Source organism: Paracoccus lutimaris, from assembly GCF_003337565.1.
Classification (GTDB): Bacteria; Pseudomonadota; Alphaproteobacteria; order Rhodobacterales; family Rhodobacteraceae; genus Paracoccus; species Paracoccus lutimaris.
The window spans coordinates 38,871-64,190 of sequence record NZ_QPJL01000006.1 but is presented as its reverse complement, the minus strand read 5'-3'; the positions used below and the strand labels follow the sequence as shown (position 1 = coordinate 64,190).

Annotated in this window: 25 protein-coding genes; 23 read left to right on the top strand and 2 right to left on the bottom strand. The window is 65.5% G+C overall.

The features are described from left to right. Positions 1-7: 7 nt before the first annotated feature. The 4 genes from DFP89_RS07465 to DFP89_RS07450 are packed head-to-tail and all read left to right on the top strand — an operon-like array spanning position 8 to position 4,059. Positions 8-1,603 carry a cytochrome ubiquinol oxidase subunit I gene (locus DFP89_RS07465; protein ID WP_114348806.1) on the top strand — a complete coding sequence of 532 codons (1,596 nt, stop codon included), beginning with the start codon at positions 8-10 and terminating at the stop codon, positions 1,601-1,603. Beyond that, positions 1,600-2,763 carry a cytochrome d ubiquinol oxidase subunit II gene (gene cydB, locus DFP89_RS07460; RefSeq protein WP_114348805.1) on the top strand — a complete coding sequence of 388 codons (1,164 nt, stop codon included), beginning with the start codon at positions 1,600-1,602 and terminating at the stop codon, positions 2,761-2,763. Before DFP89_RS07465 ends, cydB begins: the two co-directional genes overlap by 4 nt. A 12-nt stretch (positions 2,764-2,775) precedes the next feature. Then, a complete protein-coding gene (gene cydX / locus DFP89_RS07455) occupies positions 2,776-2,898 on the top strand; it encodes a cytochrome bd-I oxidase subunit CydX (protein WP_114348804.1) in 123 nt (40 codons plus the stop codon). Between the two features lie 57 nt (positions 2,899-2,955). Then, complete coding sequence (locus DFP89_RS07450; protein ID WP_114348913.1) at positions 2,956-4,059, top strand: pyridoxal phosphate-dependent aminotransferase; 1,104 nt, start codon at positions 2,956-2,958, stop codon at positions 4,057-4,059. 51 nt (positions 4,060-4,110) lie between these two features. Here DFP89_RS07450 and DFP89_RS07445 read toward each other — a convergent pair whose 3' ends face one another. Further along, complete coding sequence (locus DFP89_RS07445; protein WP_114348803.1) at positions 4,111-4,593, bottom strand: Lrp/AsnC family transcriptional regulator; 483 nt, start codon at positions 4,591-4,593, stop codon at positions 4,111-4,113. Positions 4,594-4,716: 123 nt separating this feature from the next. Between DFP89_RS07445 and DFP89_RS07440 the strand changes: the two genes are divergently transcribed. The 7 genes from DFP89_RS07440 to ggt all read left to right on the top strand — a co-directional run bounded on the left by DFP89_RS07440 (position 4,717) and on the right by ggt (position 13,227). Further along, complete coding sequence (locus tag DFP89_RS07440) at positions 4,717-5,046, top strand: DUF2849 domain-containing protein (protein ID WP_114348802.1); 330 nt, start codon at positions 4,717-4,719, stop codon at positions 5,044-5,046. Continuing rightward, positions 5,039-6,694, top strand: coding sequence for a nitrite/sulfite reductase (locus DFP89_RS07435; RefSeq protein WP_114348801.1), 1,656 nt, complete (start codon positions 5,039-5,041; stop codon positions 6,692-6,694). The genes DFP89_RS07440 and DFP89_RS07435 overlap by 8 nt, the downstream gene beginning before the upstream one ends. Next, on the top strand, positions 6,687-7,418 hold the full coding sequence (locus tag DFP89_RS07430) for a phosphoadenylyl-sulfate reductase (protein ID WP_114348800.1): 732 nt from the start codon (positions 6,687-6,689) through the stop codon (positions 7,416-7,418). The genes DFP89_RS07435 and DFP89_RS07430 overlap by 8 nt, the downstream gene beginning before the upstream one ends. Continuing rightward, the gene (locus tag DFP89_RS07425; RefSeq protein ID WP_114348799.1) at positions 7,415-7,786 is read left to right on the top strand and encodes a DUF934 domain-containing protein; all 372 of its coding nucleotides are present in this window, start codon (positions 7,415-7,417) and stop codon (positions 7,784-7,786) included. Before DFP89_RS07430 ends, DFP89_RS07425 begins: the two co-directional genes overlap by 4 nt. A gap of 63 nt (positions 7,787-7,849) precedes the next feature. Further along, positions 7,850-8,689, top strand: a complete 840-nt coding sequence (locus tag DFP89_RS07420; protein ID WP_114348798.1) for a ferredoxin--NADP reductase — start codon at positions 7,850-7,852, stop codon at positions 8,687-8,689. Positions 8,690-8,815: 126 nt separating this feature from the next. Then, a complete protein-coding gene (gene topA / locus DFP89_RS07415; RefSeq protein WP_114348797.1) occupies positions 8,816-11,416 on the top strand; it encodes a type I DNA topoisomerase in 2,601 nt (866 codons plus the stop codon). A gap of 74 nt (positions 11,417-11,490) precedes the next feature. Next, positions 11,491-13,227, top strand: coding sequence for a gamma-glutamyltransferase (gene ggt / locus DFP89_RS07410; RefSeq protein WP_220269821.1), 1,737 nt, complete (start codon positions 11,491-11,493; stop codon positions 13,225-13,227). Here the strand turns inward: ggt and DFP89_RS07405 are convergent. Next, positions 13,221-13,571 carry a DUF488 domain-containing protein gene (locus tag DFP89_RS07405; protein WP_181870280.1) on the bottom strand — a complete coding sequence of 117 codons (351 nt, stop codon included), beginning with the start codon at positions 13,569-13,571 and terminating at the stop codon, positions 13,221-13,223. The genes ggt and DFP89_RS07405 overlap by 7 nt on opposite strands. Positions 13,572-13,682: 111 nt before the next feature. Here DFP89_RS07405 and DFP89_RS07400 point away from each other — a divergent pair, with 111 nt between their 5' ends. The 12 genes from DFP89_RS07400 (at position 13,683) to ftsH (ending at position 25,090) form a co-directional block, all read left to right on the top strand. Then, a complete protein-coding gene (locus tag DFP89_RS07400) occupies positions 13,683-14,387 on the top strand; it encodes a CoA transferase subunit A (RefSeq protein ID WP_114348794.1) in 705 nt (234 codons plus the stop codon). A gap of 3 nt (positions 14,388-14,390) precedes the next feature. After that, positions 14,391-15,020, top strand: a complete 630-nt coding sequence (locus DFP89_RS07395; RefSeq protein ID WP_114348793.1) for a CoA transferase subunit B — start codon at positions 14,391-14,393, stop codon at positions 15,018-15,020. A gap of 74 nt (positions 15,021-15,094) precedes the next feature. Beyond that, positions 15,095-15,685 carry a hypothetical protein gene (locus DFP89_RS07390; RefSeq protein WP_114348792.1) on the top strand — a complete coding sequence of 197 codons (591 nt, stop codon included), beginning with the start codon at positions 15,095-15,097 and terminating at the stop codon, positions 15,683-15,685. 99 nt (positions 15,686-15,784) lie between these two features. Continuing rightward, a complete protein-coding gene (gene ybgC / locus DFP89_RS07385) occupies positions 15,785-16,189 on the top strand; it encodes a tol-pal system-associated acyl-CoA thioesterase (RefSeq protein ID WP_114348791.1) in 405 nt (134 codons plus the stop codon). Positions 16,190-16,291: 102 nt separating this feature from the next. Further along, positions 16,292-16,987 carry a protein TolQ gene (gene tolQ, locus DFP89_RS07380; RefSeq protein ID WP_114348790.1) on the top strand — a complete coding sequence of 232 codons (696 nt, stop codon included), beginning with the start codon at positions 16,292-16,294 and terminating at the stop codon, positions 16,985-16,987. Further along, a complete protein-coding gene (locus DFP89_RS07375; protein WP_114348789.1) occupies positions 16,988-17,446 on the top strand; it encodes an ExbD/TolR family protein in 459 nt (152 codons plus the stop codon). It begins immediately after the preceding gene. 3 nt (positions 17,447-17,449) lie between these two features. Continuing rightward, positions 17,450-19,003 carry a protein TolA gene (locus DFP89_RS07370; protein ID WP_114348788.1) on the top strand — a complete coding sequence of 518 codons (1,554 nt, stop codon included), beginning with the start codon at positions 17,450-17,452 and terminating at the stop codon, positions 19,001-19,003. Positions 19,004-19,086: 83 nt separating this feature from the next. Then, positions 19,087-20,391, top strand: coding sequence for a Tol-Pal system beta propeller repeat protein TolB (gene tolB / locus DFP89_RS07365; RefSeq protein ID WP_425452649.1), 1,305 nt, complete (start codon positions 19,087-19,089; stop codon positions 20,389-20,391). Between the two features lie 27 nt (positions 20,392-20,418). Next, positions 20,419-20,928: a peptidoglycan-associated lipoprotein Pal gene (gene pal, locus DFP89_RS07360; protein WP_114348786.1), complete on the top strand. Its 510-nt coding sequence runs from the start codon at positions 20,419-20,421 to the stop codon at positions 20,926-20,928. Further along, complete coding sequence (locus tag DFP89_RS07355; protein ID WP_114348785.1) at positions 20,928-21,875, top strand: tol-pal system YbgF family protein; 948 nt, start codon at positions 20,928-20,930, stop codon at positions 21,873-21,875. Before pal ends, DFP89_RS07355 begins: the two co-directional genes overlap by 1 nt. Beyond that, positions 21,865-23,133 (top strand): tRNA lysidine(34) synthetase TilS, encoded by a 1,269-nt coding sequence (gene tilS / locus DFP89_RS07350; RefSeq protein WP_114348784.1) that lies wholly within the window; start codon positions 21,865-21,867, stop codon positions 23,131-23,133. The genes DFP89_RS07355 and tilS overlap by 11 nt, the downstream gene beginning before the upstream one ends. 58 nt (positions 23,134-23,191) lie before the next feature. After that, the gene (ftsH, locus tag DFP89_RS07345) at positions 23,192-25,090 is read left to right on the top strand and encodes an ATP-dependent zinc metalloprotease FtsH (RefSeq protein WP_114348783.1); all 1,899 of its coding nucleotides are present in this window, start codon (positions 23,192-23,194) and stop codon (positions 25,088-25,090) included. Positions 25,091-25,320: the final 230 nt, after the last annotated feature.

Here is a 25,320-nt window from a genome sequence, read left to right as displayed (position 1 = left end):
GGTGCTCATGGAAATAGGTGTGGTCGAGCTGTCGCGTCTGCAATTTGCAACCACGGCGCTGTTTCATTTTCTGTTCGTTCCCCTGACCCTGGGGCTTTCCGTCATCTGCGCCATCATGGAGACGGTCTATGTCATGACCGACCGCCCGATCTGGCGGCAGATGACCAAGTTCTGGGGCGCGCTGTTCGGGATCAACTTCGCCATCGGTGTCGCCACCGGCATCACCATGGAATTCCAGTTCGGCATGAACTGGGCCTATTATTCGCATTATGTCGGCGACATCTTCGGCGCGCCACTGGCGATGGAGGGGCTGATGGCCTTCTTCATGGAGGCGACCTTTGTCGGCCTGTGGTTCTTTGGCTGGGACCGGCTCAGCAAGCGCGCGCATCTGATGGTGGGCTGGCTGGTGGCGATCGCCACGAACTTCTCGGCGCTGTGGATCCTGATCGCCAATGGCTGGATGCAGTTCCCGGTCGGCGCGCAGTTCAACCCCATCACCATGCGGATGGAACTGACCAGCTTTTTCGATGTCGCCCTGAACCCGGTGGCGCAGGCGAAATTCGTCCATACAGTCAGCGCGGGATATGTCTGCGGCTCGGTTTTCGTGCTGGGGGTCTCGTCGTGGTATCTGCTCAAGGGGCGGCATATCCAGCTGGCGCGGCGCTCGATCGCAGTGGCCTCGGCCTTTGGGCTGGCAGGGGTCATGTCGGTGATCGTTCTGGGCGACGAATCCGGCTATGACGCGAGCGAAAACCAGAAGATGAAGATGGCCGCCATCGAGGCCATGTGGGAAACCGAACCCGCCCCCGCCAGCTTTACCCTGTTCGGATTTCCCGATCAGACCACGCATGAGACGAAATGGGCGATCCATATCCCCTATGTGATGGGCCTGATCGGCACCCGCTCGCTGACGCAGGAAATCGCCGGCATCGACCAGTTGGTGACGCGCGCCCATGACCGGGTGCGCAATGGCATCGTCGCCTATGACCTGATGATGCAGATCCAGGCGCAGCGCGACAGCGGCGTCGATCCCGCGCTGATCGCCCGCTTTCGTCGGCATGAACACGACCTTGGCTATGCGCTTTTGCTGAAAACCCGGGTCGAGGACCCCCGTCAGGCGACCGAGGAACAGATCTCGCAGGCCGCCGCCGATACCGTCCCGCATGTCTGGCCGATTTTTTGGGCCTTCCGCATCATGGTCGGTCTGGGCTTTGGCATGCTCTGCATGATGGGCTATTTCTTCTGGCGCGCCTCGTTCCGCCGGATGAGCTTTCCCAGATGGGCGCTGTGGCTGGCGGTGATCGCGACGCCCGCGCCATGGATCGCCATCGAAATGGGCTGGATCGTCGCCGAATATGGCCGCCAGCCCTGGACCGTGGCCGAGGTCCTGCCCACCGCGCTATCCGTCAGCCACCTGAGCGTGGCCGAGGTGGCGGTGACGCTGGCGGGCTTTGTGCTGCTGTATTCGGCGCTGTTCGTGGTCGAGATGGGCTTGATGTTCAAATACATCCGCAAGGGCCCGCATGAGGATGTCGCCCTGACCGAGGACTGGATGCAACGGCATGAAAACCGGCTTTCCGGCCGGGCGGAGGTGGCGAAATGATCCTGTTCGAGCTGGTTCCCTTTGAGTTCCTGCGCGTGGTCTGGTGGCTGCTGATCGGGGTCATGCTGATCGCATTCGCGCTGACCGATGGTTTCGACATGGGCACGGGGATGCTTTTGCCCTTTGTCGCCCGCACCGATCTGGAACGCCGCGTGGTCATCAACACCGTCGGCCCGGTCTGGGAGGGCAATCAGGTCTGGTTCATTCTGGGCGGCGGCTCGATCTTTGCGGCATGGCCGCCGCTTTATGCGATCAGTTTCTCGGGCTTTTATATGGCCATGTTCCTGATCCTGACGGCGCTGATCCTGCGGCCGGTGGCCTTCAAGTATCGCAGCAAGCGCGAGGGGACGCGCTGGCGGGCAATGTGGGACCGGGCGCTGTTCATCGGCGGCTTTGTCCCGGCGCTTTTGTTCGGGGTGGCGGTGGGCAATGTCCTTCTGGGGGTGCCCTTTCACCTGACCCCCGACCTGATGCCGGTCTATGAGGGCGGGCTTTTCGGCAAGCTTTTCGGCCTCTTGCGGCCCTTCGCGCTGCTTTGCGGGCTGGTCTCGCTGGCGATGGCGGTGATGCTGGGCGCCGGCTGGCTGGTCCTGAAGACCGAGGGCGTCATTCAGGACCGTGCCCGCGCCATCGGCCGTCCGGCGGCATTGCTGGCGCTGGCGGGCTATCTGCTGGCCGGGATCTGGCTGGCCTATGGCATTCAGGGCTACGGCTTCGTGACCGAGCCGCCCCATGACGGCCCCTCGAACCCCTTGCTGCATCAGGTCACGCATGGCGGCAGCTGGCTGACCGCCTATGCCGAACGCCCGTGGATCGCGATTGCGCCGGTGCTGGGGGTGCTTGGCACGCTCATGGCATGGCGCGCCATCGGCCGGCGGGGGGAATTGTCGCCTCTGGGCTGGGCGCAACTGGGCGGCTTTGGCATGATCGCCTCGGTCGGGCTGGTGATGTTTCCCTTCATCCTGCCCTCGAACACCCATCCCGACAGCTCGCTTTCGGTTTGGGATGCCTCGTCCTCGCATCTGACGCTGTTCGTGATGCTGGTGGGCGGCGCGATCTTCTTGCCGCTGATCATGGTCTATACGGCCTGGGTTTACCGCGTTCTCTGGGGCAAGGTGACCCCGGACGAGGTCGAGAACCCCGACACGCACGCCTACTGAAAGGACACGCGCATGTGGTATTTCGCATGGATGCTGGGACTGCCGCTGGCGGCGGGTTTCGCGGTGCTGAACGCGATGTGGCTGGAACTGGACGAGGACCGCCGCATGCTGGAAGGCCGCGACAAGGACGCCTGAGCCCCGCATGGCGCAGGGGGCTTGCGCGCATGCCCCGAATGGGATTTTCCTGCGCATATGACCCGCTTTCGCTTCGCCCCGATCCCTGCCGCGCTGCCCGCGACGGTCCCCTTCACCGGCCCCGAGACGCTTGAGGCGCGGCGCGGCGCGCCCTTCCGCGCCCGGCTTGGCGCCAATGAGAACGGCTTTGGCCCCTCACCCCTCGCCATCGCGGCGATGGCCAGGGCGGCAAGCGAGGTCTGGAAATACGGCGATCCCGACAGCCACGACCTGCGCCACGCGCTGGCCCGCCATCACGGCACCGCCCCCGAAAACATCATGCTGGGCGAGGGGATCGACGGGCTTCTGGGCCTCTTGGTGCGGCTGATGGTGGCGCCGGGGCAGGGGGTGGTGACCTCGGACGGCGCCTATCCGACCTTCAACTATCACGTCGCGGGCTTTGGGGGCGTCCTCCACAAGGTCCCTTATCTGGACGATGCCGAGGATCCTTCCGCCCTGACCCGCGCCGCGCGGGAAACCGGCGCAAGGCTGGTCTATCTGGCCAATCCCGACAACCCGATGGGCAGCTGGCATCCGGGCACGCGCATCACCGCGATGCTGGACGACCTGCCCGCATCCAGCCTTCTGGTCCTCGACGAGGCTTACGCCGAATTCGCCCCCGATGATGCCATCCCCCGGATCGACCCCGAGGATGCCCGCGCCATCCGCTTTCGCACCTTCTCGAAAGCCTATGCCATGGCGGGCGCGCGCGTCGGCTATGCCATCGGCCCGGCGGAACTGATCGCGGGCTTTGACCGCATCCGCAACCATTTCGGCCTGAACCGCATCGGACAGGCCGGCGCGCTGGCCGCGCTCGAGGATCAGGACTGGCTGGCCCATATCCGCGCGCAAGTCGCCCATGCCCGCACCCGCATCGGCGCAATCGCACAGGAAAACGGCCTGACGCCGCTGCCCTCGGCCACGAATTTCGTTGCCATCGATTGCGGGCGCGACGGCGCCCATGCCCGCCGCGTCCTTGCCGCACTGGACGCCGAGGGCATCTTCGCCCGCATGCCGGGCGTCGCGCCCATGGATCGCTGCATCCGCGTCTCCTGCGGACCCGGGGCGGAACTCGACGCCTTCGCCGAAGCCCTGCCACGCGCCCTGAAGGCCGCAGGCTAAACGCCGCGCCTGACTTTCTTCTTCATCCAAATATCCATGCCGCCCGCGCCGTCAGCCCAAAGGCAGCATGGTTGTCGCCTTCAGCTCCTCCATGGACAAAAGCGCGGTGACATTGTGGATCTTCACCTCGGAAATCAGCGCCTGATAGAAGCGGTCATAGGCGCGGGCATTGCTGACCCGGACCTTCAGGATATAGTCGATATCCCCGGCCAGCCGATGCGCCTCCAGCACTTCGGGGCGCGCCCGCACCGCGGACAGGAAGCGCCGCGCCCAGTCGGGATCGTGCTCGCTGGTGCGGATCAGCACGAAGAAACAGGCATCCAGCCCCAGCGCGTCCGGGTCCAGCAGAGCCACCTGCGCCCGGATCACGCCGGCCTCGCGCAGCTTGCGAATCCGGTTCCAGACCGGGGTCTTGGAGGCCCCCACCCGCGCCGCGATATCGTCAAGCGACAGGGTCGCGTCCTCCTGCAGCAGGGACAGGATTTTCCGGTCGGTCTCGTCCAGCCGGATCGGTGTTTGTCGGTCTGCGGTCATTTTGAAATATGGTCCTGTCTCGCGACGCTTGGCTTGGAAGATGTTTCTTATTTTTTCCCCCTACTCGTCAATATGGGGGATTTTTTCCTATATTCCCTTACGAGAAAACGAAAGGCAAAGGTCATGTCCAAAGGCTTCACCCCCTCCGCCGCAACCCCCGCTGTCATTACCGCCAATGACCTGCGCATGGGCCATTGCGTGTGGATGCAGGATGGTGGCTGGACCTCTGATCCGCGCGAGGCCCAGCTTTACGAAGACGAGGCCATTGCCGAAATCGCGCTGCTTGAGGCGATCGCACAGGGCAATATCGTCGTCGGCCCCTATCTGGCCGAGGCCCGCCGGGGCGCGGATGGCCGCCCCGAGCCCACCCATTTCCGCGAGGCCTTCCGTCGTCGGGGCCCCTCCAACTATTTCCATGGCAAGCAAGCCGATCTCGAGGCCAGCAATGTTTGATGCCCGTCCCCAGCATAACGAATATCTGCGCCATCGCTCGGCCCAGTTCCGCAGTCAGGTCGAACGCCGCCTGAACGGCAGCCTGACCGAGGACGAATTCCGTCCGCTGCGGCTGATGAACGGCGTCTATCTGCAATTGCATGCCTATATGCTGCGCGTGGCCATTCCTTACGGCACGATCAGCCCTGACCAGATGCGCACGCTGGCGCTTTTGGCCAGCAAATGGGACAAGGGCTACGGCCATTGGACCACGCGCCAGAACATCCAGTTCAACTGGCCGAAACTGGTGGATATTCCCGATATGCTGGACGCGCTGGCCGATGTGGGCCTGCATGCCATCCAGACCTCGGGGAACACGATCCGCAACGTGACCACCGATGCCTTCGCCGGTGCCGCTGCCGATGAGGTGACGGACCCGCGCCCCTATGCCGAACTGCTGCGCCAATGGTCCACCGATCACGGCGAATTCCAGTTCCTGCCGCGCAAGTTCAAGATCGCCATTTCGGGCGGCAAGCAGGACCGCGCGGTCATCGCCGCCCATGATATCGGGCTGCGTCTGGTCACCAATGACGCGGGTGAGCTGGGCTTTCAGGTCTGGATCGGCGGCGGGCTGGGCCGCACGCCGCTTTTGGGCAAGGTCGTGCGCGAGTTCCTGCCCGAGGCGGACCTGCTGCCCTATGTCGAGGCGATCATCTCGACCTATAACCTCGCCGGGCGGCGCGACAACAAATACAAGGCGCGCATCAAGATCACCGTGGCCGAGCGCGGTCTGGACGTCATGCGCGAGGAAATCGAGGCCGAGTTCCTGAACCGCCGCGCGGTCTTTACCGGCGTCGATCAGGCGCTGCTGAACGATCTCAAGAACGTCTATGCCCCGCCCGCCTTCCGCGACGCGCCCGAGGGTGACTATGAGGCGCAGCGCGCCCGTCATCCGGCCTTCCGCAGCTGGACCGACACCAACCTGCTGGCGCATCGCGTCGCGGGCTATGCCAGCGTGACCGTGACCTTCAAGGCGCCGGGCCAGACGCCGGGCGATGCCAGCGCCGAACAGATGCTGCTTCTGGCCGATCTGGCCGAGCGTTTCGGCCATAGCGACCTGCGCATCGCCCATGACCAGAACGTGGTCCTGCCGCATGTCCACAAGTCGGACCTTTACGCGCTTTACGAGGCGCTGCGCGAGGCCGGTCTTGCCACCGCCAATGCCGGGCTGATCAGCGACATCATCGCCTGCCCGGGCATGGATTATTGCGCGCTGGCGACGGCGCGCTCGATCCCGGTGGCGCAGGACATCGCCGACCATTTCCGCGCCCGCGGCCTCGAGGACGAGATCGGCAAGTTCAACATCCGCATCTCGGGCTGCATCAACGCCTGCGGCCATCACCACTTGGGCCATATCGGCATTCTGGGGCTGGATCGCGCGGGTGTCGAAAACTACCAGATCACGCTGGGCGGTGACGGCTATGACATTCCCGCCATTGGCGAGCGTGCCGGCGCCGGTTTCCCCGGCGAAGAGGTGGTCCCGGCCATCGACCGGGTGATCGACGCCTATCTGGAACTGCGCGAATCGCCGGATGAGCGCTTCATCGACACCTATCGCCGACTGGGGGTAGCGCCGTTCAAGGCGGCGCTGTATCCGGCCAATGCTTGATCAGACGCTGGACGCCCGCGCCGCGCGCCTGAACGAGCGCTACAAGCACCACGCCGCGACCGAGGTCCTGCGCCGCGCGTTGAACGACCCCGATCTGGGGCGGGTGACGCTGGTGTCGTCCTTTGGATCTGAATCGGTCGTGCTTTTGCACATGGTCTCGGTCGTGGCGCCGGGCACGCCGGTCCTGTTCATCGACACGCAGATGCTGTTTCAGGAAACCCTGGACTATCAGGTCGAGGTTGCCGAAAAGCTGAAGCTGACCAATGTCCGCGTCGTGCGCGCGACCGAACGCGAGGTGGCGCTGAACGATCCGGACGGGACGCTGCACCAGTTCAACACCGATGCCTGCTGCGATCTGCGCAAGACCATCCCGCTGGAACGCGAGCTGTCGCAGTTCGACGCGTGGATCACCGGGCGCAAGCGCTTTCAGGGCGGGCAGCGGACCGAGCTGCAATTCTTTGAATCCGAGGCCCCCTCGCGGTTGCGGATCAATCCGCTGGCCCATTGGCGTTCGCAGGACGTTCAGGACTATCTGGCCGAAAACAACTTGCCCCGGCATCCGCTGGTCGCCAAGGGCTATGCCTCGATCGGCTGCGCGCCCTGCACCTCGCCCGTCAAGCCGGGCGAGGACCCCCGCGCCGGGCGCTGGCGCGGCAGCCAGAAGACCGAATGCGGCATCCATTTCATCGGCGGCAAGATGGTCCGCACAGGAGCGAATGCATGAGCGAATTTTTCCTTGTCCGCGATGACGGCTTTCACCCCGATGATGGCGCGGATCCGGTCGTGCTGGCGCCTGATACCGACCCGGCGACGCTGGGGGACCATCTGGACCGCGAGCTGATCGCGGTGGACTTCCCCTCGATGACCGATGGGCGCGGTTTCACGCTGGCGCGGCTCTTGCGCGAAAAGGGCTATCAGGGCCGGCTGCGCGCCGTGGGCGGGCTGATCGCCGATCAATACGCCATGGCCCGCCGCGTCGGCTTTGACGAGGTGCGCATTCCCGCCGCCCTTGCCGCCCGCCAGCCGCAGGACCAGTGGCTTTTCCGCGCCGACTGGCAGAACTGGGACCATCGGTCGCGTCTTGCCGGCTGAATACCGGGATCGTCGGGCTTTCGCCTGACCCCCTTAATGGAATAGATAACACGGGACCCTGACATGACACTGGATCTTTCCGTGGCTGACGCTGCTGTAAAACCCGCCAAGACCCTGCCCGACGCGCAGACCGTGACCTCGGTCAGGCATTGGACCGACAGCCTGTTCTCGTTCCGCGTGACGCGGCCGGCCAGCCTGCGATTCCGCTCGGGCGAATTCGTGATGATCGGCCTGCCCGGTGAGAACGGCAAGCCGATCCTGCGCGCCTATTCCATCGCCTCGCCCAATTGGGACGAAGAGCTGGAATTCTATTCGATCAAGGTGCCGGACGGGCCGCTGACCTCGAAGCTGCAACTGATCCAGCCGGGGGACGAGATCATCCTGCGCCCCAAGCCCGTGGGAACGCTGGTTCTGGACGCGCTTCTGCCCGGCAAGCGCATGTGGTTTCTGGCCACCGGCACCGGGATCGCGCCCTTTGCCTCGCTGATGCGCGACCCCGAGACCTATGAGCGTTACGAGCAGGTCATCATGATGCATACCTGCCGCACCGCCGAAGAGCTGACCTATGGCCGCGAGCTGGTCGAGAACCTGAAGCACGATCCGCTTCTGGCCGAGCTTTACGGCGAGGATTTCGCCAAGCGGCTGCTGTACTACCCGACGACGACGCGGGAAGAGGGGCCGTTCATGGGCCGGATCACCGATAACCTGACCTCGGGCAAGGTCTTTGCCGATCTGGACCTGCCGGCCATGGATGCGGCGAATGATCGCGCCATGATCTGTGGCAGTCTTGCCTTCAACACCGACGTCAAGGAAGTGCTGGAAGGCTTTGGTCTGCGCGAGGGCGCCAACAGCGATCCCAAGGAATTCGTGGTCGAAAAGGCCTTTGTCGGCGACGGGGTCTGAGCTGCCGGACCGGGGGTTTCACACCCCCGGACCCCCGTGGGATATTTGCCCATGAAAGAAAGGCGCCGTTGACAGTCCGCTGAGGGATGCCCATGTTCCCGGGCCGAATCATGCGAAGGAATTTTCATGCCTGTCGTCGTCGTCGAATCCCCTGCCAAAGCCAAGACGATCAACAAATATCTTGGCGATGACTATACGGTTCTGGCGTCCTTTGGGCATGTCCGTGACCTGCCGCCCAAGGATGGCAGCGTCGATCCCGACGACGAATTCGCGATGAAATGGGAAGTCGCGGCGGATTCCAAAAAGCACATCAAGGCGATCAAGGATGCTCTGAGCGCCGATCCCAATCTTGTGCTGGCCACCGACCCCGATCGCGAGGGCGAGGCGATTTCCTGGCATCTGAAAGAGGCGCTGGAGCCGGTGCTGAAAAAGGGCGCCGCCGTCAGCCGCGTCACCTTCAACGCCATCACCAAATCCGCCGTGACCGAGGCCATGGCCAATCCGCGCCAGATCGACCAGCCGCTGGTCGATGCCTATCTGGCGCGCCGGGCGCTGGATTATCTGGTCGGCTTCAACCTGTCGCCGGTCTTGTGGCGCAAGCTGCCGGGTGCGAAATCGGCCGGGCGCGTGCAATCTGTCGCCTTGCGCATCATTGTCGACCGCGAGATGGAGATCGAGGCCTTCAAGGCCCGCGAATACTGGTCGGTCCATGCCCGGCTGGCGACGCCGCGCGGCGATCAGTATGACGCAACGCTGGTCACCTATGGCGGCAAGAAGCTGGAGCGCTTTGACATCGCCACCGAAAAGGATGCGATGCTGGCGGTCTCGGCCATTGCAAGCCGCGATCTGAAGGTCGTCAGCGTTGCCGCCAAGCCCGCGAGCCGCAATCCCTGGCCGCCCTTCATGACCTCGACCCTGCAGCAGGAGGCCAGCCGCAAGCTGGGTCTTGGCGCTCGGGCCTGCATGTCGGCGGCGCAGCGGCTTTATGAGGCCGGCCACATCACCTATATGCGGACCGACGGCATCGACATGGCCCCCGAGGCGGTGATGGCCGCCCGCGATGCGATCAAGAAGCGTTTCGGCGAGGAATACCTGCCGAAAAGCCCGCGCATGTACAAGAACAAGGCCAAGAATGCGCAGGAAGCGCATGAATGTATCCGTCCGACCGACATGATGCTGTCGCCCGACCGGCTGCCCGTGTCCGACAAGGATCAGAAGGCGCTTTATGACCTGATCTGGAAGCGCACCATCGCATCCCAGATGGAATCGGCGCGGATGGAGCGCACGACCGTCGAGATCGGCTCGGCCGATACCCAGATCGGGCTGCGCGCCAATGGGCAGGTCATGCTGTTTGACGGCTTCCTGAAGGTTTACGATCAAGGTCGCGACGATGAGGAAGACGAGGACAGCCGCCGCCTGCCGCTGATCGAGGAGGGCGAGGCGGCATCAAAACGCGGCATCACCCCCGAGCAGCATTTCACTCAGGCGCCCCCCCGCTATACCGAAGCCACGCTGGTCAAGCGCATGGAAGAGCTGGGGATCGGGCGTCCCTCGACCTATGCCAGCATCGTCACGACCATTCAGGACCGCGATTACGTCCGCAAGGAACAGAACCGTCTGATCCCCGAGGACAAGGGCCGGCTGGTCACGATCTTTCTGCTGAAATATTTCCCGCGCTATGTCAGCTACGACTTCACCGCCCATCTTGAGGGCGAGCTGGACGATATCAGCGCCGGCGATCTGGCATGGCGCGAGGTGCTGCGCCGCTTCTGGCGGGATTTCACCGTCGCGCTGGAGGGCACGAGCGAGCTGCGCATCGGCGAAGTGCTGGAGGCGATCGACGACGCCCTTGCCCCGCATCTTTACCCGCCGCGCGCCGATGGCTCGGATCCGCGGGAATGCCCGCTCTGCCATATCGGGCGGCTGCATTTGAAGACTGCGCGTTCGGGCGGGGCCTTTATCGGTTGCACCAATTACCCCGAATGCCGCTTTACCCGGCCGATCAGCAGCCCCGATGCCGAAGTGGTCGGCGACGCGGTCCTGGGCGAGGATCAGGGCGACCAGATCAGCCTGAAGAACGGCCGCTTTGGCCCCTATGTCCAGCGCGGCGAGGCGACGGCCGAGGTGCCGAAACCGCCGCGCGCCTCGGTGCCCAAGGGCTGGGAACTGGCCTCGGTCGATCTGGAACGGGCGCTGGCGCTTTTGGCCCTGCCGCGCGAGATCGGCCCCCATCCCGAGGATGGCGTGGCCGTCGAGGCCGGGATCGGGCGCTATGGTCCCTATGTGAAGCATGGCCCGAAATATGTGAACCTGCCCGAGGTCGATGAGGTCTTTACCATCGGCATGAACCGCGCGGTCGAGGTGCTGGCCAGCAAGCAGATGCGGGGCCGGGCGGCGCCGGTCGCGGCGCTGGCCGAACTGGGCGAGCATCCCGATGGTGGGGCGGTTCAGGTGATGAACGGGCGCTATGGACCCTATGTCAAATGGGGCAAGGTCAATGCCACGCTGCCGCGCGACATGGAGCCGGGCGCCATCACCATGGAACAGGCGCTGGAGTTGATCACCGCCAAGGCCTCGAAATCGGGCAAGAAGCCGGCAAAGAAGCCTGCCGCCAAGACGGCGGCCAAGGCCGAGAAGGCCCCGGCGAAAAAGGCGGCTGCCAAGAAGCCGGCGGCCAAGAAGCCCGCCGCCAGGAAAGCCGCCAAGCCCAAGGCTGCTGAGGAATGACGACCCGGGCGCTTCGCGTTTGACGCGAGCGCCGGGGGTGCTAGCCTGACCTTGCGTAATTGAAAGGTGAGGCCATGATCAGAATGACATTGCGGGCCGGCGCGACTGCGCTGGCCATCTTTCCGCTGCTCGCCCCGGCAAGCTGGGCAAAGGATGCGGCAATATTCGACACATTGGACCGCATTCATCCGGTCTGGGCCGCGAATGGCATGGTCTCGGCGCAGGAGCGCCTTGCCGCCGAGATCGGCCGCGACATCATGGAAAAGGGCGGCAATGCCGTCGATGCCGGTGTCGCCGTGGCCTTCGCGCTGGCGGTGACGCTGCCGCGGGCGGGCAATATCGGCGGCGGCGGCTTCATGCTGGTCCATGACGCCAAGACCGGCCAGACCCATGCCATCGATTACCGCGAAATGGCGCCCTCGGGCGCATCGCGGGACATGTTCCTGAACGCGGCGGGCGATGCCGACAGCGACAAGTCGCTTTACAGCGGCTCGGCCTCGGGCGTGCCGGGCACGGTTGCGGGGATGAAGCTGGCACTGGACAAATACGGCACCATGCCCTGGGCCGATGTCATCGCCCCCGCGATCAAGCTGGCCGAAGAGGGCATCATCGTCACCCCCGAACTGGTCGACAGCATCGAGGCCGAGCGTGAATACCTGACGAAATATCCCGCGACGGTAAAAGTGTTCTTCAAGGAGGGCGGCGCGGGCTATCGCCCCGGCGACAGGCTGGTGCAGGCCGATCTGGCAAAGACGCTGAAGAAGATCGCGGCCGAAGGCCCGGACGGCTTTTACAAGGGCGAGGTGGCCGAGGCGATCTCCAAGGCCGTGCAGGCTGATGGCGGGCTGATCACGCCCGAGGACATGGCCGCCTATAAGGTCATCGAGCGCGAGCCGGTCAGGGGCAGCTATCGCGGCCATGAGATCGTCTCGATGCCGCCGCCCTCGTCCGGGGGTGTCCACCTGATCCAGATCCTGAACACGCTGGAGGGCTATCCCATCGGCGCGCTTGGCCAGAACTCGGCCGAGACGATCCACCTGATGGCCGAGACGATGAAGCTGGCCTATGCCGACCGCTCGGAATATCTGGGCGCCCCAGATTTCGTCGATGTGCCGGTGGCCGCGCTGACCAGCAAGGAATATGCCGCTGACATGCGCGCCAAGATCGACGCCGATTTCGCTCGCCCCGCCGCGCAGATCGCGCCGGCGGATCTGGCGCCCTACGAATCCGACCAGACCACGCATTTCTCGGTCGCGGACAAGGACGGCAATGCGGTCTCGAACACCTATACGATCAACATGAATTACGGCTCGGGGCTGGTCGCGGATGGCACCGGCGTGTTGATGAACAACGAGATGGACGATTTTTCCGCCAAGCCCGGCACACCCAACGGCTTTGGCCTGATCGGGGGCGACGCCAATGCCGTTCAGGCGGGCAAGCGGCCGCTATCCTCGATGACGCCGACCATTGTGCTGAAGGATGGCAAGGTCTGGCTGGTCACCGGCTCGCCCGGCGGGGCGCGGATCATCACCACGGTCCTGCAGGTGGTGATGAACGTGATCGATCACGGCATGAACGTGGCCGAGGCCTCGACCGCGCCGCGTGTCCATCACCAGTGGTTGCCCGATGAATTGCGGGTCGAAGAGGGGATCAGCCTGGATACGGTGCGGATCTTGCAGGCCAAGGGCCACACCATCGCGCTGAAGGACGCCATGGGCTCGACCCAGTCGATCCTGCGCGACCCGGCGACCGGGGCGCTTTACGGCGCCTCGGACCCGCGCCGGCCGGATGCGGCGACGCTGGGCTATTGAAGCAGGTAATCGCGCAGCGCGACGGCGTTGTTGTGCTGCGCGTCCTTTGCCGCGAAGAGCAGCGTGACCGGGCCGCGGGCGATCATTGCCCGCAATTCGGCCACCGGGCCGGGATTGGCGTCCAGTTCCGCAGCGTAACGGCGGCGGAATTCGGGCCATTTCGCCGGATCATGGTCAAACCAGTGCCGCAATTCCTCCGAGGGGGCGATGTCCTTGAGCCACGGCGTATCCGCGCCCAGCCGCGCGTGGCTGATGCCGCGCGGCCAAAGCCGGTCCACCAGCACCTTTTGCCCCTCATTCTCGGGGGCGGGGTCATAGACGCGGCGAAGGGAAATCTGCCTCATGATTCATCCTTTTGCCGGATCGCCCTCCGGTCGCGCTAACAGCGGGGCCGCCGCGTTGACTTTGGTTTCCGAATCGGACCACAACGGCCTCGTCCAACTGTGGAGGAAGGTATGAAGAAGGTCTATGCGAGCGCGGATGCCGCGCTGGACGGCCTGTTGCAGGACGGCATGCTGATCGCGGCCGGCGGCTTTGGCCTTTGCGGCATTCCCGAGCTGCTGATCGACGCCATTCTCAAGGCGGGCACCAAGGATCTGACCGTCGCCAGCAACAATTGCGGCGTCGATCATTTCGGTCTGGGCAAGCTTCTGGACAGCCGCCAGATCAGGAAGATGATCTCCTCCTATGTGGGCGAGAATGCCGAGTTCATGCGCCAGTATCTGTCGGGCGAGCTGGAGCTGGAATTCAACCCGCAGGGCACGCTGGCCGAGCGGATGCGGGCGGGCGGCGCCGGCATTCCCGGCTTCTACACCCAGACCGGCGTTGGTACGGTGATCGCCGAGGGCAAGCCGGTCATGGAATTCGACGGCCGGGAATATATCCTTGAGCGCGGGATCGTCGCCGATCTCTCGATCGTCAAGGCATGGAAGGCCGACGCCACTGGCAATGCGATTTTCCGCAAGACCGCCCGCAACTTCAACGTGCCGGCAGCCAAATGCGGCAAGGTCTGCGTGCTGGAGGTCGAGGAAATCGTCCCGGTCGGCAGCCTTGACCCCGATCACATCCACCTGCCGGGCATCTATGTGCATCGCCTGATCCAGGGCCAACATGAAAAGCGCATCGAACAGCGCACCACCCGCAAGCGTGAGGAGGCCTGAGCCATGGGATGGGACCGCAATCAAATGGCCGCCCGCGCCGCGCAGGAACTGCAGGACGGCTGGTATGTGAACCTTGGCATCGGCATCCCGACGCTGGTCGCGAACTATATCCCCGAGGGCGTCGAGGTGACGTTGCAATCGGAAAACGGCATGCTGGGTATCGGCCCCTTTCCCTATGAGGGCGAAGAGGATCCAGACCTTATCAATGCCGGCAAGCAGACGGTGACGGCGCTGCCACAGACCTCGTTCTTCGACAGTGCCGAAAGCTTTGCCATGATCCGCGGCGGCAAGATCGCCATGGCGATCCTGGGTGCGATGGAGGTGGCCGAAAACGGCGATCTGGCGAACTGGATGATCCCCGGCAAGCTGGTCAAGGGCATGGGCGGGGCGATGGATCTGGTCGCCGGCGTCGGCCGCGTGGTGGTGGTGATGGACCACACCAACAAGGCCGGTGAATCGAAGGTGCTGAAGGCCTGCACCCTGCCGCTGACCGGCCAGAAAGTGGTGGACCGCATCATCACCAACCTTGGCGTGCTGGACGTGGTCGAGGGCGGTCTGAAAATCGTCGAACTGGCCGATGGCGTCAGTGAGGACGAGTTGCGCGCCTCGACCGAGGCGACGATCGTCGGCTGATCTGCGAAGGCAGAGGGGGCTGTCTGCCCCCTCTTGCGGCGGACGCCGCAATTCACCCCCGAGGATATTTCGACATGAAAGAAAGCGGCGGGCCGCTGGACGCGGAAGCGATTGCACTGCTCTTTACCCGTGACGGCCAGTATCTGTGCGCGCGTTGGGGCAGGCCGATTGCGCCGGTGATCTTTGGACTGGCCGATGAAAGTCTCGCGGTGTTTCGCGATGCGACCCGGGCGGTGATCGCCGATACTCGCCATCCGCTGGCCGAGACCGATCCCGAGATGGGCGCGAACATGATGAGCTTTTTCGTCCGCGATTGGGACGAACTGGCAGAGTTGCCCGATCTGGACCGGTTGACCGGGCAGGAGGGGCTGGCGGATCGGCTCAAGGATCGGGATGCGGACCAATACCGGCTGTTTCGCTTTGACCCCGATGGCACCATTCGCGCCTGCATGAAATTCGTCAACATGGGCGGCAAGCTGGCCGAGGCGCATCCCGCGCAACTGGCCGAGGCGCTCGCCGTCAATTCGATGCTGACCTTTGCCCATGAGGTGACGCCGACCCCGCAACTGGCCGCGCTGATCCGCGCCGCCTATGACCCGGTCATGCCCGCGGTCGCCCGCGATCCCTCGCATGCCTTGCGGCTGGCGGCGCGATTGCCGCATTAGCCCTTTGCGCTTCTTTCATGTCCAAATATCCTCCGGGGGAGTCGCGCATCGCGCGACGGGGGTGGAAAACCCCCAGCCCCCCTATCCGTCAGGACCGCCATGCACCGTTTCCCGATTCGCGTCTATTACGAGGACACCGACCTTGCCGGGATCGTCTATTACGCCAACTATCTGAAATTCATTGAGCGCGCGCGCTCGGAATGGCTGCGCGAACTGGGCGTGGACCAGTTGCGGATGAAGGCCGAGGGGCTGGTCTTTGCCGTCCGCCGCATCGAGGCCGATTACCTGTCCCCCGCGCGTTTCGACGATCTGCTGGCGGTTGAAACCGGGCTGAGTGCGCTAAGCCCGGCGCGGATCGTGCTGGATCAGCGCGTCTTGCGCGACGGCAAGGTGCTGTTTGCCGCGCAGGTGACGGTGGTCTGCGTCAATGACGCCGGACGCCCGGCGCGCATCCCGGCCGAGGTTGCGGCGCGGGTGCAGGGTGCCGATCTCGCGCCGAAGTGACGCAGAATTGACGTTTGCGGGGCTTTGTCCCGGCAAGTGCTTCTGCTAACTGGCCGGTCAGAAGCCGCCCAGCACGCGGACCCAAAGGACAGGCCATCATTCATGGAACAACTCGCCGCAGCCGGGCAGCCGGTCGATTTCTCGCTGATCGCGCTTTTCGTGCGCGCATCATTCACGGTGCAGATCGTCATGGTGCTGCTGGTCGTGGCCTCGTCCTGGGCCTGGTCGATCATCATCCAGAAATTCGTGACCTATGCGCAGGTCCGGCGCGAGGCCGATCGCTTTGACCGCGCCTTCTGGTCGGGCCAGCCCTTGGACGATCTTTACGACCGCGTTGGCGAGACGCCCTCGGGCCCGTCCGAGCGCATCTTTGCCGCCGGCATGACCGAATGGCGCCGCAGCCACCGCGATGACGGCAACCTCATTGCCGGGGTCACCGCCCGGATCGAGCGGGCGATGAACGTGGCGATCAGCCGCGAAAACGACCGCCTGACGCGCGGGCTGCCGTTCCTGGCCACCGTCGGCTCGACCGCGCCTTTCATCGGGCTTTTCGGCACCGTCTGGGGCATCAAGACCGCCTTCGAGGAAATCGCGATCTCGCAGAACACCTCGCTGGCCGTGGTCGCGCCCGGCATTGCCGAGGCGCTGGTCGCCACCGCGCTTGGCCTTCTGGCCGCGATCCCTGCGGTCATCTTCTACAACAAGCTCAGCGCCGATTCCGACCGGCTGATCAGCAATCAGGAAGCCTTTGCCGACGAGTTCTCGACCATCCTGTCGCGCCAGCTGGACGACGAATAAATGGGGGCCGGGGTCGTCAAGCGCAGCCACAAGGGCCGGGGCCGCCGCCGCAGCCAGCCCATGTCGGAAATCAACGTCACGCCCTTTGTGGACGTGATGCTGGTCCTGCTGATCATCTTCATGGTCGCGGCGCCGCTGTTGACCGTGGGCGTGCCGCTGGAGCTGCCCAAGACCGCCGCCCAGGCCGTCCCGGCCGAACCCGAAGAGCCGCTGAGCGTCTCGGTCACCACCGACGGGCCGATCATGGTCATGACCACCGAGGTCCCCGAGGCAGAACTGGTCACGCGCCTGCGCGCCGTGGCCGAGGAACGTCAAAGCGACAAGATCTATCTGCGCGCCGACGGCGCCATCCCCTATGCCCGGATCATGGAGGTCATGGGGGCGCTGAACGCCGCCGGCTTCAACAATATCGTGCTGGTCACCGAGGCTGGCGGCCCGCGCATGGATGCGGACGGCTAGGCCATGGACCGTGCGGATCGCATCGGCTACTGGGTCTCGGGCGTGGCGCATGCGGGGCTGATCGGCGCGGCGCTGGCCGGCGGCGCGCTGTTCCGCCCGCAGCCGCTTGAGGCCGTGCGCATGGCCGAGGTCGCCACCATGTCCGAGGCCGAATTCCAGTCGCTGGCCAGTGCCGCGGCCGGGCGCGGGCCGGTTTCTAATGTGGCCTCCAGCACGCCGGCCCAGCCGCGTCCGCCGGTGAATGAAAACCGCCTTGGCCCGCCCGAGGCGACCAGCCCGCCCGATCCCGATGCGCAGGCGGCCGAGCTGACGACGCCCTCGGATCAGGCCGAGGCGCGGCCGGACCTGTCGGATTTCCAGACCCCGAACCCGCCGGTGACGGTGGCGACGGATGCCCCGCAGCCGGCCCAGCCCTCGGATGCGGTCGAGATCGCGGCACTGCCCCGTGACGCCGACCGGCCCGATCCGGCGCGCAACCCCGCGCAGCCGCAATCGCCGGCGCCGATCCCGCAACGCTCGGCGTTGGCACCGCAGGATTCGGCGCGCCCGCGCGGCCGCCCCGAAGGTCTGGCCGAGGCCGTGCAGGCCCGCCGCGAGGCCGCAGCCGCTGCCCGCCAGCGCGAACAGGTGCTGGCGCGCGAGGCCGAGGAGGCCGCCGCCGAGGAAGCCGCCGCCGCCAAGCGGCAGGAGGCCGCCGCCCGCCGCGCCGCTGACGAACGCGCCCGCGAGGAGCGGCGCGAGAATGAGCGCCGCGAGGCCGAGGCGGAAACCGCCCGCAAGTCCGAGGAAGCCGCCGCCCGCGCCCGCCGTCAGGCCGATGCCGAGGCCGCCGCGCAGGAAGCCGCCGCCGAGGACGCCGCAGCCGAAAAGCGGGCGGCTGAAAAGGCCGCTGCCGAGAAGAAGGCCGCCGAAAAGAAGGAGGCCGCGCGCAAGGCCGCCGCAGCCGAGGCCGCTGCTGCCGAAAAGGCCGCTGCCCCTGAAAAAGCTGCTGCGGAAAAGAAAGCCGCCGCGCGCCGTGCCGCTGAAAAGAAAGAGGCAGAAGAGAAAGAAGCCGCCGAAAAGGCTGCAGCCGAGAAAAAGGCCGCCGATGCCAAGGCCGCCGCCAAGGCCAAGGAACAGGCCGAGGCCGAGCGCAAGGCCAGCGAGGCCGCCAAGCGCGCCGCGCTGGAAGAGGCGATGCAGGACGAGGGCTCGGGCGGTTCGGGCGGCGGAGGTGCTGCGACCAATGGCCCGCCGCTCAGCCAGGGCGAAAAGGACGGCTTCCGCGTCGCGGTGGAACAGTGCTGGAACCGTGGCTCGCTTTCGACCGAGGCCAGCCGCACCACGGTGTCGGTCAGCTTCTCGATGGCGCCGGATGGCACCGTGGAAAAGGGCTCGCTGAAGATGATCGGCCATGATGGCGGATCAGATGCGGCGGCGAAACAGGCCTATGAGGCGGCGCGCCGCGCCATCCTGATGTGCGAAAAGGGCGGCTACAAGCTGCCGGCCGAGAAATACAACCGCTGGAAGGATGTCATCATCGACTTCAATGCCAGCGGTAGCGCGCGGGTTAAGTAGTGCTGCCCATGGCATCCGCGCGCTTGACCCTATATCCTGCAGCCAAGACCTCATGAGAGCGATACATGTTGCGTAACTTTCTTCTGACTTCGGTGATGGCCCTTGCGGGTCTTGGACTGGCCGCGCCGGTTCAGGCGCAGGACGGCCCCCTGCGGATCGAGATCACCAATGGCGTGATCGAGCCGATGCCCTTTGCCATCGCGGCCTTCCATGACGAGGGGGGCGCGGGCGAATATCTGGCGCAGGTCCAGAACCTGATCGCCGCCGACCTGACCGGCACCGGGCTCTTTCGTGAAATTCCGGCCAGTGCCCATATCGCGCGGCCCGAAAGCTTTGACGCGCCGGTCTCTTATGAGGACTGGAAGGCGATCAACGCGCAGGCACTGGTCACCGGCGCCGTCCGGGTCGAGGGCGGCAAGGTTCTGGTCAAGTTCCGCCTGTTCGACGTCTTTGCCGGCCAGCCTCTGGGCGACGGCATGCAGTTCGATGCCGGCACCGGCAACTGGCGCCGCGCCGCGCACAAGGCTGCCGATCAGGTCTATGCCCGGCTGACCGGCGAAGGCCCCTACTTCGACAGCCGCGTGGCCTTTGTGCAGGAAAGCGGTCCCAAGGACGCGCGCCGCAAGCGCATCGGCATCATGGATTACGACGGCGCCAACGTGAAATGGCTGACCGACGATTCCGCGCTGGTGCTGAAGCCGCGCTTTTCGCCCGATGGCTCGCGCCTGCTTTACACCAGCTATGCCAGCGGCTTCCCGCAGGCGATGGTGATGGACGTGAACTCGCTTGCCGCGCGCTCGCTGGGGCAGCAGCAGGGGATGAGCTTTTCGCCGCGTTTCTCGCCGGACGGGCGCTGGATCCTGTATTCGCTGGAACAGGGCGGCAATACCGACATCTACCAGATGGACGCGGCAAGTGGCGCGCAGCGGGCGCTGACCAACGCCCCCTCGATCGAGACCTCGCCCAGCTACAGCCCGGATGGCCGCCAGATCGTCTTTGAAAGCGACCGCTCGGGGACGCCGCAGCTTTACATCATGGGCGCCAATGGCGGTGAGCCCAAGCGCATCAGCTTTGGCGATGGCCGCTATGGCACGCCGGTCTGGTCGCCGCGCGGCGACATGATCGCCTTTACCCGGCAGGTGAACGGCAAGTTCCATATCGGCGTGATGCGCACCGACGGTTCCGAGGAAAAAATGCTGACGGAATCGTTCCTTGACGAGGGCCCGACTTGGGCCCCCAATGGGCGCGTGGTGATGTTCACGCGGGTGACGCCGGGCGGCAACGGCCAGCCGTTCCTGCATTCGGTGGATATTACGGGGCGCAACATGCGCCCGGTCAAGATCAGTGGCGCAGCCTCGGACCCCGATTGGGGCCCGTTGCTGCCCTAACGCGTGGACGGGACAGGATCAGTCAGAATGAAGAGCTTTGTGAAAATCGCCGCCATCGGCGCCATCCTTGGGCTGGCGGCCTGTGCCCGCCCGGCGCAGGACATGCAGGTGCAGGACCCCTATGCGGGCGGCGCGGGCGCCGGCACCGTGGGCTCCAGCGCGCTGCCGGGCACGGCCGAGTATTTCAAGGCCAATGTCGGTGATACCGTGCTGTTTGCGGTCGACCAGTCGACGCTCTCGCCCGATGCGCGCACGGTTCTGGCCAATCAGGCCGGCTGGCTGAACCAGAACCAGGCCTTTTCGGCCGTGGTCGAGGGCCATGCCGACGAACAGGGCACCCGCGAATACAACATCGCGCTGGGGGCACGCCGCGCCAATTCGGTTCAGGAATACCTGATCTCGCAGGGCGTGGCGCCGGGCCGGCTGCGCACCGTCAGCTATGGCAAGGAACGCCCGCTGGCGATCTGCTCGACCGAGGATTGCTATTCCAAGAACCGCCGCGCCGTGACCGTGGTCAGCCCCGGGGCGGGCATGTGATGGCGTTTGCGGGCATCAGGGCGCTGGCCGTCGCGGCCGGGCTGGTGCTGGGCGCCGCGCTGCCGGTGGCGGCGCAGGACGCCCAGACGCTTGCCGATATCCGGACCGAGCTGAACCAGCTGACCGCCGATCTGCAATCCCTGCGCGGCCAGCTTGTCGCCTCGGGTTCGGCGGGTTTTGCGGCGGCGGGGGGCGACAGTGCCATCGACCGCATGAACGCGATGGAGGCGCGGCTGGCGCAGCTGACCGGCCAGACCGAAAAGCTGCAAAACCAGATCGACCGCGTCGTGCGCGACGGCACCACCCGCATCGGCGATATCGAGTTTCGCCTGTGCGAGATGGAGGAGGACTGCGATCTGGGCAGCCTGACCACGCCCACGCTGGGCGAGCAGGGCGGCGGCGCAAGCCCGATGCCCGGGTCCGACCAGCAGGGCGCTTTGGCGCCCGCGAGCCCTTCGCCCGCAGTTTCCTCGCCCCTGGCCGGGCCTGCCGTGACCGCGGCGGAAAAGGCCGATTTCGACCGGGCCCAGGAGGTGCTCGGTCAGGGTGACTTTCGTCGTGCTGCGGACCTCTTCGCGGCCATCGCCCAGACCCATGCCGGCGGTCCGCTGACCGCCCACGCGCTGTTCCTGCGCGGTGCCGCTCTGGATGCGGCAGGCGATCTGGAAGGCGCGGGCATCGCCTGGCTGGAAAGCTTTGCCGCCAATCCGAACGGGCCGCAGGCCGCCGACGCGCTTCTGGGCCTGTCGCGGGCCATGTCGGCCAAGGGCGGCCCGCAAGAGGGCTGCTTCTATCTGCAGGAAATCACCAGCCGCTTTCCGGGCACGCCGCAGGCGGCCGAGGCGGAAAAGCGCATGGCTGCCTCGGACTGCGTGGGGCTGAGCGGCGACGGGGCGATCGAGGGCATGGACCCCGAAGCGGCGGCGGATCTGGCGGATGAGGGCTGAGGCCCCGACGCCGACGGCCCCCGACGCCATCGTCCATGCCGCGCTGGATCGTCTGGCCGGCGATATGCCCCGGCTGGGCATCGCGCTGTCCGGCGGCGGCGATTCCACCGCATTGATGCATCTGGCCCATGGCTGGGCGCGGGAACGCGGCCGTGTGCTGATGGCCGCGACCGTCGATCACGGCCTGCGCCCCGGATCAGATGCCGAGGCGCGGCAGGCCGGCCTTGACGCGCAGGGGCTTGGCATTGCGCATGAAACCCTGCTTTGGCGGCGCGAGGGTGAGCGCGCGGGCAACCTGATGGCCGCCGCGCGTGCGGCTCGGCTGTGGCTGCTGTCCGATTGGGCGCATCGGCACGGGCTGGATGCGGTGCTTTTGGGCCATACCCGGGACGATCAGGCCGAGACGCTGATGATGCGCCTGAACCGGGGCGCAGGCGTCGACGGGCTGGCGGCGATGGCGCCGCGCCGCGAGGCATTCGGCCTTTCATGGCTGCGCCCGATGCTGGATCTGTCCCGGGCCGATCTGCGCCAGTGGCTGGCCGCGCGCGGGATCGGCTGGGTCGATGACCCCAGCAACCAGAACGCGGATTATGAACGTATCCGCGCCCGCAAGGCGCTGGTGGCGCTGGACCTGCCCATGGCGCAGCTGGCGCAGTCGGCGGCGAATCTGGCCATGGCGCGCGAGGCCTTGCAGGTCTTTGCCGCGCATGTGGCCGAGGGCGCGACGGCAAGGGCAGGGGCACTGAGCCTGCCCTTGGCGGCATTTCGCGCGGCTCCTCTGGAGATTCGTCGGCGGCTTCTTGTCGCGGGGCTGCGTTTTGTCACCGGCGCCGATTATTCGCCCCGGCGCGCCCCGCTGCTGGCAGCGCTTGCCGCGCTAGAGGGCGAGGCGCGGCTGACGCTGGACGGCGCCATCCTTGAGGTGCGGGGGGCTGCGCTTTGTCTGATCCGCGAACCTGCCGCCGCCCTGCGCGGCCCGCCCGGCCTGCCCGACGCGACTGGTGCGGCGCTGTGGGACGGGCGCTGGCGGGTCCAGGGCCTTGGTGCCGGGCAAGAGGTGCGGGCGCTGGGATACGATCCCTTGCCGGAACTTGACTGGCGCGCCTCGGGGCTGACGCGGGACGAGGCGGCGGCCAGTCCCGGCATTTGGGCAGGCCCCGTGCTGATCGCCGCGCCGGTGCTGCAAGTCGCCCCCAAAGCGATCGGCGAAGCCTTGCGCAACCTCGCCGATTTCCGCGCCATGCTCTATACGCATTGAACCTGACGCCGGAATCCCTATTTTCACATCAAAGCTTTTACCCGCGGAGGACCTGCCTTTGGGCAATGCGCGCAATATCGCCTTCTGGGTGGTTCTGTTTCTGATGATCCTGACGCTGTTCAACCTGTTCAGCGACGGTTCCGCCCAGATGAACAGCCGCCAGATCAGCTATTCCGATTTCATCCAGCGGGTGGAAAAGGATGAGGTCACCGCCGTCACCATCGACGGCGAGAACATCGCCATCACCGCCAAGGACGGCAAGTCTTACGCGACCGTCCGTCCGCAGGGCGAGGAAATCGCCGACCGCCTGATCGCCGACGGGGTCGAGGTCAAGGTCGAACGCCAGCAGCAATCGGGCTTCATGTCGCTTTTGGGCGTCTGGCTGCCCTTCATCCTGCTGATCGGGGTCTGGATCTTCTTCATGAACCGGATGCAGGGCGGCGGCAAAGGCGGGGCCATGGGCTTTGGCAAGTCGCGCGCGAAACTCTTGACCGAAAAGCATGGCCGCGTGACCTTTGACGACGTGGCCGGCATCGACGAGGCCAAGGAAGAACTGGAAGAGATCGTCGAATTCCTGCGCAACCCGCAGAAATTCAGCCGCCTTGGCGGCAAGATCCCCAAAGGCGCGCTGCTGGTCGGCCCTCCGGGCACCGGTAAGACCCTGCTCGCGCGCGCCATCGCGGGCGAGGCGGGCGTGCCCTTCTTTACCATCTCGGGTTCGGATTTCGTCGAGATGTTCGTGGGCGTCGGCGCAAGCCGGGTGCGCGACATGTTCGAGCAGGCCAAGAAATCGGCGCCCTGCATCGTCTTCATCGACGAAATCGACGCGGTGGGACGCGCGCGCGGCGTTGGCATCGGCGGCGGCAATGACGAGCGCGAGCAGACGCTGAACCAGCTTCTGGTGGAAATGGACGGCTTTGACGCCAATGAAGGCGTCATCATCATCGCCGCCACGAACCGCAAGGACGTGCTGGACCCGGCGCTGTTGCGTCCCGGCCGTTTCGATCGCCAGATCCATGTGCCGAATCCCGATATCAAGGGCCGCGAAAAGATCCTTGGCGTGCATTCGCGCAAGGTGCCGACCGGCCCCGATGTCGATCTGCGCATCATCGCCCGCGGCACGCCCGGTTTCTCGGGCGCGGACCTGATGAACCTGGTGAACGAGGCCGCGCTGATGGCCGCGCGCATTGGCCGTCGCTTTGTCACCATGGAAGATTTCGAGAATGCCAAGGACAAGGTCATGCTGGGCGTCGAGCGCCGCAGCATGGTGCTGACCCCCGAGCAAAAGGAAAAGACCGCCTATCACGAGGCCGGGCATGCTATCGTCGGGCTGTCCCTGCCGAAATGCGATCCGGTCTACAAGGCCACGATCATTCCGCGCGGCGGCGCCCTTGGCATGGTCGTCAGCCTGCCCGAGATGGACCGGCTGAACTATCACAAGGACGAGGCCAAGCAGCGTCTGGCGATGACCATGGCAGGCAAGGCCGCCGAGATCATCAAATACGGCGAAGAGGGCGTCTCGAACGGTCCCGCCGGCGATATCCAGCAGGCCAGCCAGCTCGCGCGCGCCATGGTGATGCGTTGGGGCATGTCCGACAAGGTCGGCAATATCGACTATGCCGAGGCGCATGAAGGCTATTCCGGCAATACCGGCGGCTTCTCGGTCTCGGCTGCAACCAAGGAGCTTATCGAGCAGGAGGTCCATGACCTGATCGAGGAAGGCTATCAGGTTGCCCATCGCATCCTGCTGGAAAAGGACGAGGAATTCGAGCGTCTGGCTCAGGGCCTCCTGGAATACGAGACCCTGACCGGCGAGGATATCGGCAAGGTTATCCGGGGCGAAGCTCTGGGCGGTGATGATGACACGCCCGGCTCGTCGATCCCCTCGGTCAGCACGATCCCGCGTGCGGGTGGCACCAAGCCCGCCGCTGACCCCACCCCGCAGCCGCAGGGCTAAGGCTGACCTCTTCGACGGCAACGGGCGCGGCCCCGGCGTGACCGGCGCCGCGCCTTGCCGTTTCCGGCGCGGCCGCCTGCGGTATTTCCCATCTGCTTGGATCAAATAAAAAAACCCCGGGTCGCGCGAGACCCGGGGGATTTTTTCTGATCCTTGAAGGAAGGGCTCGTAACCGGTTACAGCAGCAAAAGCGCAGTGGCGCCAAGTGCCAGACCCAGGCCGAAGCCAAG

Bases quoted from the DNA above. Each gene is read 5' to 3' on its own strand.
- pal (WP_114348786.1), top strand. From the start codon at position 20,419: ATGAAGAGCTTTGTGAAAATCGCCGCCATCGGCGCCATCCTTGGGCTG.
- DFP89_RS07430 (WP_114348800.1), top strand. From the start codon at position 6,687: ATGCTTGATCAGACGCTGGACGCCCGCGCCGCGCGCCTGAACGAGCGC.
- DFP89_RS07395 (WP_114348793.1), top strand. From the start codon at position 14,391: ATGGGATGGGACCGCAATCAAATGGCCGCCCGCGCCGCGCAGGAACTG.
- DFP89_RS07445 (WP_114348803.1), bottom strand. From the start codon at position 4,593: ATGACCGCAGACCGACAAACACCGATCCGGCTGGACGAGACCGACCGG.
- DFP89_RS07400 (WP_114348794.1), top strand. From the start codon at position 13,683: ATGAAGAAGGTCTATGCGAGCGCGGATGCCGCGCTGGACGGCCTGTTG.
- tilS (WP_114348784.1), top strand. From the start codon at position 21,865: ATGAGGGCTGAGGCCCCGACGCCGACGGCCCCCGACGCCATCGTCCAT.
- DFP89_RS07450 (WP_114348913.1), top strand. From the start codon at position 2,956: ATGACCCGCTTTCGCTTCGCCCCGATCCCTGCCGCGCTGCCCGCGACG.
- cydX (WP_114348804.1), top strand. From the start codon at position 2,776: ATGTGGTATTTCGCATGGATGCTGGGACTGCCGCTGGCGGCGGGTTTC.
- DFP89_RS07465 (WP_114348806.1), top strand. From the start codon at position 8: ATGGAAATAGGTGTGGTCGAGCTGTCGCGTCTGCAATTTGCAACCACG.
- DFP89_RS07435 (WP_114348801.1), top strand. From the start codon at position 5,039: ATGTTTGATGCCCGTCCCCAGCATAACGAATATCTGCGCCATCGCTCG.
- cydB (WP_114348805.1), top strand. From the start codon at position 1,600: ATGATCCTGTTCGAGCTGGTTCCCTTTGAGTTCCTGCGCGTGGTCTGG.
- DFP89_RS07390 (WP_114348792.1), top strand. From the start codon at position 15,095: ATGAAAGAAAGCGGCGGGCCGCTGGACGCGGAAGCGATTGCACTGCTC.
- DFP89_RS07370 (WP_114348788.1), top strand. From the start codon at position 17,450: ATGGACCGTGCGGATCGCATCGGCTACTGGGTCTCGGGCGTGGCGCAT.
- topA (WP_114348797.1), top strand. From the start codon at position 8,816: ATGCCTGTCGTCGTCGTCGAATCCCCTGCCAAAGCCAAGACGATCAAC.
- DFP89_RS07355 (WP_114348785.1), top strand. From the start codon at position 20,928: ATGGCGTTTGCGGGCATCAGGGCGCTGGCCGTCGCGGCCGGGCTGGTG.
- DFP89_RS07375 (WP_114348789.1), top strand. From the start codon at position 16,988: ATGGGGGCCGGGGTCGTCAAGCGCAGCCACAAGGGCCGGGGCCGCCGC.
- tolQ (WP_114348790.1), top strand. From the start codon at position 16,292: ATGGAACAACTCGCCGCAGCCGGGCAGCCGGTCGATTTCTCGCTGATC.
- DFP89_RS07405 (WP_181870280.1), bottom strand. From the start codon at position 13,571: ATGAGGCAGATTTCCCTTCGCCGCGTCTATGACCCCGCCCCCGAGAAT.
- DFP89_RS07425 (WP_114348799.1), top strand. From the start codon at position 7,415: ATGAGCGAATTTTTCCTTGTCCGCGATGACGGCTTTCACCCCGATGAT.
- ybgC (WP_114348791.1), top strand. From the start codon at position 15,785: ATGCACCGTTTCCCGATTCGCGTCTATTACGAGGACACCGACCTTGCC.
- ggt (WP_220269821.1), top strand. From the start codon at position 11,491: ATGATCAGAATGACATTGCGGGCCGGCGCGACTGCGCTGGCCATCTTT.
- DFP89_RS07420 (WP_114348798.1), top strand. From the start codon at position 7,850: ATGACACTGGATCTTTCCGTGGCTGACGCTGCTGTAAAACCCGCCAAG.
- DFP89_RS07440 (WP_114348802.1), top strand. From the start codon at position 4,717: ATGTCCAAAGGCTTCACCCCCTCCGCCGCAACCCCCGCTGTCATTACC.